Source organism: Mycobacterium sp. (assembly GCF_052144515.1).
In the GTDB taxonomy this organism is placed as follows: domain Bacteria; phylum Actinomycetota; class Actinomycetes; order Mycobacteriales; family Mycobacteriaceae; genus Mycobacterium.
On sequence record NZ_JBKQQD010000246.1, the window covers coordinates 1 to 5,822 of the forward strand.

The 5,822-nt window shown below is 61.4% G+C and carries 4 protein-coding genes, 2 pseudogenes and 1 other annotated feature; of the genes and pseudogenes, 4 read left to right on the forward strand and 2 right to left on the reverse strand.

Annotated elements, in window-relative coordinates:
- Nucleotides 1-304: 304 nt before the first annotated feature.
- Nucleotides 305-1,384, reverse strand: a complete 1,080-nt coding sequence (locus tag ACLP9N_RS16805) for a hypothetical protein (RefSeq protein ID WP_442408485.1) — start codon at nucleotides 1,382-1,384, stop codon at nucleotides 305-307.
- Between the two features lie 227 nt (nucleotides 1,385-1,611).
- Here ACLP9N_RS16805 and ACLP9N_RS16810 point away from each other — a divergent pair.
- Nucleotides 1,612-2,549 (forward strand): annotated as a pseudogene (locus tag ACLP9N_RS16810) (IS3 family transposase); the annotation flags it as partial.
- Nucleotides 1,881-2,012, forward strand: a sequence feature (AL1L pseudoknot). Its footprint overlaps the pseudogene before it by 132 nt.
- 89 nt (nucleotides 2,550-2,638) lie before the next feature.
- Here the strand turns inward: ACLP9N_RS16810 and ACLP9N_RS16815 are convergent.
- Nucleotides 2,639-3,016 (reverse strand): hypothetical protein, encoded by a 378-nt coding sequence (locus ACLP9N_RS16815; RefSeq protein WP_442408486.1) that lies wholly within the window; start codon nucleotides 3,014-3,016, stop codon nucleotides 2,639-2,641.
- A 163-nt stretch (nucleotides 3,017-3,179) separates the two neighbouring features.
- Between ACLP9N_RS16815 and ACLP9N_RS16820 the strand changes: the two are divergent.
- From ACLP9N_RS16820 to ACLP9N_RS16830, 3 genes and pseudogenes are all read left to right on the forward strand, one after another.
- A pseudogene (locus tag ACLP9N_RS16820) lies at nucleotides 3,180-3,518 on the forward strand (integrase core domain-containing protein); the annotation flags it as partial.
- Between the two features lie 762 nt (nucleotides 3,519-4,280).
- Nucleotides 4,281-5,183, forward strand: coding sequence for a PPK2 family polyphosphate kinase (locus ACLP9N_RS16825; protein ID WP_442408487.1), 903 nt, complete (start codon nucleotides 4,281-4,283; stop codon nucleotides 5,181-5,183).
- Complete coding sequence (locus ACLP9N_RS16830; protein ID WP_442408488.1) at nucleotides 5,180-5,563, forward strand: DUF732 domain-containing protein; 384 nt, start codon at nucleotides 5,180-5,182, stop codon at nucleotides 5,561-5,563. Before ACLP9N_RS16825 ends, ACLP9N_RS16830 begins: the two co-directional genes overlap by 4 nt.
- The last annotated feature ends 259 nt before the right edge of the window (nucleotides 5,564-5,822 follow it).

A 5,822-nucleotide genomic window follows, 5' to 3' on the forward strand; every position in this document is an offset into this window, starting at 1 on the left:
CGCACGCCCGCCGAGTACGCTGCCGGATGCAGGTGCACCCACACCCCGGTGGCCTGCGAGATCAACTGAATCCGAACCAAACAACCCGACTCTAGATCCGGGTGGACTCAGTAACGGGGACTCGCCACACCGACATGCATACGGTTCATCCCTTTATCAAACTCGGACGGGCCCCGAAACGTCGGAAACTGCTCACCGGCCAGCATCGACATCGAAGCCCCAGCGCGCAACATTGATCCATCGGCAATCGTCTACGAGAACCGAACAACAGCGAACCCCAATGTAACCCTGCATCGGCGAGTCGTCACTCCACGGCGACAGGGCCCCGCGGTGCCTTACGATCACTCCCGGCCGAAGCGTTCGTCAATATCGTAAGAACGTTATCGGAGTAGAAGAATGGTTCGAGCTGGTCGCGAATCAGCTTTTCGAGCAGACCGTTTCGTTCGAGCGCTTCAATCACCGATGCGGCGAGCGACAGTGTGTGGTTCTTGACTATGTCGGGCTCAACCCCTAGTTCGCGCAAAGCCGGTCCGACGGCGCGATCGCTATAGCGGTCGAAGACCACGTCGACGAGTTGGTCCAGGACAGCCGCTAGGTAGTCGCCATTCGGATTTGCCAGGGCAAGGTCGTAAACGATTCGCGCCATGTCGCCAACCTCATCGGCGGTGACATACGAGCGTAGGCCGCTAACCGGCTCGTCGGCATGCAGGTCCCAGATCTCGAGGGCCGCTTCTTCGAGCGGGGCATCGCGGATCAGCTCTCGGATCGCATTGTTTGTGCGCCGCAATGCGTATTGAGCGCCGATCCCAGCGACGTCGCCGAGCAGCTGATTGAGGTTTCGGTCCGTTGCCATTCGCACTCTCGACGCTGCGAAGTCCCCGATCGACAACAACGAGGACATGCCGGGCAGCTTTTCGGCGAGTCTGCGGTTGGAATCCACGACGTCACCAACGATCTTGTTGACGAACACCGACGCGACTGTCGCCGCGATCGAGCTCTCGGTGAGTCGCTCGAGTGCGCGATCGGTCATTGTATCCATGCTGAGCACCTGGCGGATCAATAGCTGGATCCCATTGCGGTCGATGATGTCGCCCAGCCGGAACTCCTCATTAGCCGACAGGTCGTAGATCGCCTGCGCAAGATCACCGACGACATCTCTAATGTTCGGAGTGTTGGCGAGCTGTTCGATCGCGAATTGGGCCTGGTCTCGGAGGAGCTCGCGGTCGAACAGTTCGCCGAGCGTCAACCTGTCAGCGATTGCGAAGAACTCATCGACGTCACGAGCGACGACTTCAGTGAACGGGTCGCCCGTGAGCTCGCGGAGGAGGTGCTCGACGCCGGCGTCCAGGAGTCGGCTCGCAAGGTCCTTTTCGTCACCGAACATCGACGTTCCTTCGTCGGGGTGGTCTTCGATCAGCCAAGAGGCCGATTGAGTCACCGGTGCACGGGCCCGATGTGCCGACGTTCCTGGACCGAGTGGCGGCACTGCCGCCCCGGGTCCGTGACGGCATGTCCATGGTAAGTATCCACCAGATCCGCAGCGCAACGAGGATGGCGAAATGAACCGTCCCCGGTTTTATGCGCACTTCCTTTTGAGGGAAGGATGGCGCGATGTCGATCAGGTACGACGAGAACACGAAGGCCAGGGCGGTGCGGTTGTTCCGCGAACACCGCGATGACTACGCCTCGGAGTGGGCGGCGATGAGGGCGATCGCGGGCCGGCTGGGGATGAGCGCGGAGACGCTACGCAAGTGGGTGCGCCAGGCTGAGATCGATGCCGGTGAGGCGGCGGGAGTGTCCAGCGAGGAGAAGCGGGAGCTGCGTGAGCTGCGCCGCAAGACCCGGGAGCTGGAGCAGACCATCGAAATACTCAAGGCCGCAACAAGTTTCTTCGCGCGGGAGTGCGACCCGCGACATCGCTGATCTGCGCGTTCATTGATACCCACCGCGAGGAGTTCGGGGTCGTACCGATCTGTCGTGCACTGGGTGTGCACGGTGTGCAGATCGCCCCGCGCACCTACTGGGCGCACCACTCGTCAGCGCCGTCGAAGCGGGCGCTCTGGGACACCACGATCACCGAGATCCTGGCCGGCATCTACGAGCCCGACGAGAAGGGTAAACGCCCACCAGAGTGCCTGTACGGCAGCCTGAAGATGTGGGCTCACCTGCAACGGCAGGGCATCCCGGTGGCGCGGCGCACGGTGGAACGGATCATGCGGCACAACGGCTGGCGCGGGGTCATCCGTGCTCGCCGCGCGCCGCGCACCACCGTGTCCGATCCGGCAGCAACCCGTGCGCCCGACCTCGTCGGGCGCCAATGGCGAGTTGCCGCGCCGAACCAGCTGGTCGTGGCCGACTTCACCTACGCGCCGATGACCTGCGGGTTCGGCTACACCGCGTTCGTCGTCGACGCTTTCGCCGGGCTGATCGCCGGTTGGGAGTGCTCGCTGAGAAAGGACAGGGCCTTTGTCGAGCGTGCACTGCGCCATGCCGCGGCTTACCGCACCCGCCAAGGCCACCCGTTCGATGATGTGATCCACCACAGTGATTATGCCGAGGTATGCATTAAGCCGAGGATTCGTGGAGATGGTCTGTACTGGCCGGGGTTGCTCGCGGATTCCTCGGCTTAACGTTTCGGCTATCGCAGACTGTAGAGGGATTGGAGTTTGTCTTCGGTGAGCGGATCCGTCGGGTGGGCGTTGATCGCGGGGCGCGGGCCCCCGCCGCCGCGTCCACGAACCGACAGGTCCAACCGGTCGGTACGCACATACGAGTCGAACACGCCAACCAGACGCCGGTAATCGAACCGGCGCTGCGCGCTGAACCGGCCAGTGCGCGGACTGATCGTCATCGACGCGAACTCAGCGCCGAACCCAACGGAATACACACGCTCCGAGGCGAACTCAGAAAGCGCCCTGATCGTCTTCGCGTACTGAGCGATGGTCGATTCCATGTAGCCAGCCGCGCGCAACTCCGCAACGACAACCGCGCCTATCTGTGTGACCGTCATATCCATAGCCGTCTCCTTCCATAGACGAAGAGATACGACGGACGCTAACCACAGCCCGAAACGTTAAGCCGAGAAATCCGCGAGCAAGCCCGGCCAGTACAGACCATCTCCACGAATCCTCGGCTTAATGCATACCTCGGCATAATCGGTGTTAAGCCGAGTTCGGCTTAACACCGACGCCGGAAGTCAATACACCGCAATACATTACAGCGAAACACTGATGCTGGAAGGGCTGATCCCGTCGATCGGGACCGTCGGCGACGCGCTGGACAACGCGCTGTGCGAGACGACGATCGGGCTGTACAAGACCGAGTGCGTGCGCGAAGGATCCCCGTTCCGCAGCGGGCCGATCCGCACCCTGGCTGACCTAGAAAGCATCACCTCCGCATGGGTGTCCTGGTACAACACCAGCAGGCTTATGCACCGGCTCGGGCGTCGCCCACCGGTAGAAGCCGAGGCCGAGTACTACGCTCAACTCCACGCCGGAAAGCACACCGGTCACACGTAACGGGGTGTGCATAAAACCGGGGATGCTTCAAAAATCGACCACATGAGTGCGTTGCTCATGGTGCATCACGTCTTCCTTGCCACGGTCACCTCGACGAACTGATCGATCAACGCAGCAAAACCCTCACGCTGATCGAAAAAACAGCGACCGGTCCGACGGCCGGATTCCCGTTGAACCGCAGCACCGTGTGGTCTTGGCCTGCTATGATCAACGAGAAGCACGCCTGGCTTCATTGTCGTAGCCCGCCGTTTTCAGTGTCTTTAGTTGTTCGGCTTGGTGAAGAATCGCTCATACACACCTTGGTGGGTTGTAGGCGCTTTCACGTGTTGTTGGACGGAGCAAAGGGGCGGTGATGCTGGTGTTCGCGGTTCACGCCGCACAGCCGGGGGAATGATTCGTGCGGTGCCTGATCATCGCGGCGCTGTTCGCCTTCCGTGCTACTCCCCCGTTGGTGCGCAAACGCCATGAAACCCTCCTACCATCCCAACGGACATAGGACCAACCCCGATGACACCTTCCGCGCACTCCGACCTGCTCGAAGCCTGGCAGGGCTTGGCGCGACACCGTTCCGCTACTTCGAGTTCACGATGAACCCAGCGCAGCCTTGAGCACTTCAACATCGGCCAGGATCGGATGCCCAAAGAGCCAGGATCGAATTTCCTAGGAATTGGTGAGAACCGGTGAATTGCCGTCGCGGCGCAGGGTTCCACGCAACTATCGTCGAGGTATCTGTCGCCAATCAGGCGTGCGCTTGGAGGCATCGTGTCCGACAACTCTTCCGGGATATCGATCGACTATCGCAAATTGGCTGCGGCATGTCGGGTCGAGCCCGGTACCACGGTCGATCTCGAGCACAACTTTGATCCGGGCCGTGCCGACCACCGCCTCGGTAAGCAGAGCGCCGAGATCGCGCTCGAACAGGCCAAGCAGGAGCTGTTCGCGTTACAGGACAAGTTCTATGCCCAAGCCGATCATGCCCTTCTTCTCGTCTTGCAGGCGATCGATGCCGCGGGCAAGGACGGGACCATCAAACACGTCATGTCCGGGGTGAACCCGGAAGGTGTGGACGTCTACAGCTTCAAAGCGCCCAGCACCCAGGAGCGCTCACACGACTACCTGTGGCGCCACCAACTCGTTGTGCCGGAATTGGGCCGGATTGTGGTGTTCAACCGCTCTCACTACGAGAACGTGACCGTCACCCGCGTGCACCCCGAGCTGCTGTGGCCGCGCAGCGCCGATCTCACTTCCAAGCACATCTGGCATCGGCGTTACCGCCAAATCAACGACTGGGAACGGTATCTCAGCGAGAACGGCACGGTGATCATCAAGATCTTCCTGTACGTGTCGCGCGCTGAACAAAAGAAGCGGTTCCTCGAGCGCATCGACGACAAAGACAAGAACTGGAAGGTCTCGGCCGCCGACATGAAGGAGCGGGAGTACTGGGACAAGTACCAAGAAGCGTTTTCAGAGATGTTGACCCACACGAGCACCGACGACGCCCCATGGCATGTGGTCCCCGCCGACCACAAGTGGTTCTCCCACATCTCGACTTTCTCGATCATCCTGGAGGCGATGAAGGAGCTGGCGCCGGCGTATCCCGAGCTGGACGAAAAGGACGAGACCAACTTGGCCACAATCAAAGCCGAGCTGATGTCAGGCGAATGACTCCCCGCGGCCGCGCTCGCTCGGTTAGAAGCAAAGATCGTGCTCCATGTGCTCCTTGGACGCTTCGATGTCCGACCGCCACCGTCGAGGTACCGAAGCTAAGGACGATCTACCCGCCCGAAATCGGGCCGCCCAACCCCCAGGACTGGGGCCGGGCGCTGCCGCCCAGCACGGACCCCAGGTTCCTCGGGCCGCCCGGCGACGACAACACTTTCCTGTACTACATGGCACGGGCGGGCATCAATCACCGAGACGGTCCGCCGGGGCTGATCCAGGCGGCCCACGACGTCTGCTGCGACCTCGCGCAGGGGACGGGGTACATCAAGGGAGGCGGCGAAACTCACGCCGCTCCTGGGGCAGTTGACCCGCTCGACGATTAGTTTTTAGCGCCGCAGGACGTCTAGGCCGAAGTTACGGCTGTTTGGGCATGGGCTTGACCCCGTTTGGTGGACACAGGGTCAGGCGGCTTGTGCCGTCTGAGTGAGTCGGTCGTCGAAGTCGACCGGGCTCATCATGGCATCGTCAAGTTATTTGAGAGTGGTTGTGGCTCAGTCGATGTGAGTGGGCTGTATGGCGGAACGTAGTGGCTGATGGTGTCTTTCATGCCGCTGCAGCGGCTGTGATGTCATCCCAGACCGC

What these genes read in the sequence shown, in the direction of transcription:
- ACLP9N_RS16805 (WP_442408485.1), bottom strand. Translation starts at nt 1,384, where the DNA reads ATGTTCGGTGACGAAAAGGACCTTGCGAGCCGACTCCTGGACGCCGGC.
- ACLP9N_RS16815 (WP_442408486.1), bottom strand. Translation starts at nt 3,016, where the DNA reads ATGGATATGACGGTCACACAGATAGGCGCGGTTGTCGTTGCGGAGTTG.
- ACLP9N_RS16830 (WP_442408488.1), top strand. Translation starts at nt 5,180, where the DNA reads ATGACTCCCCGCGGCCGCGCTCGCTCGGTTAGAAGCAAAGATCGTGCT.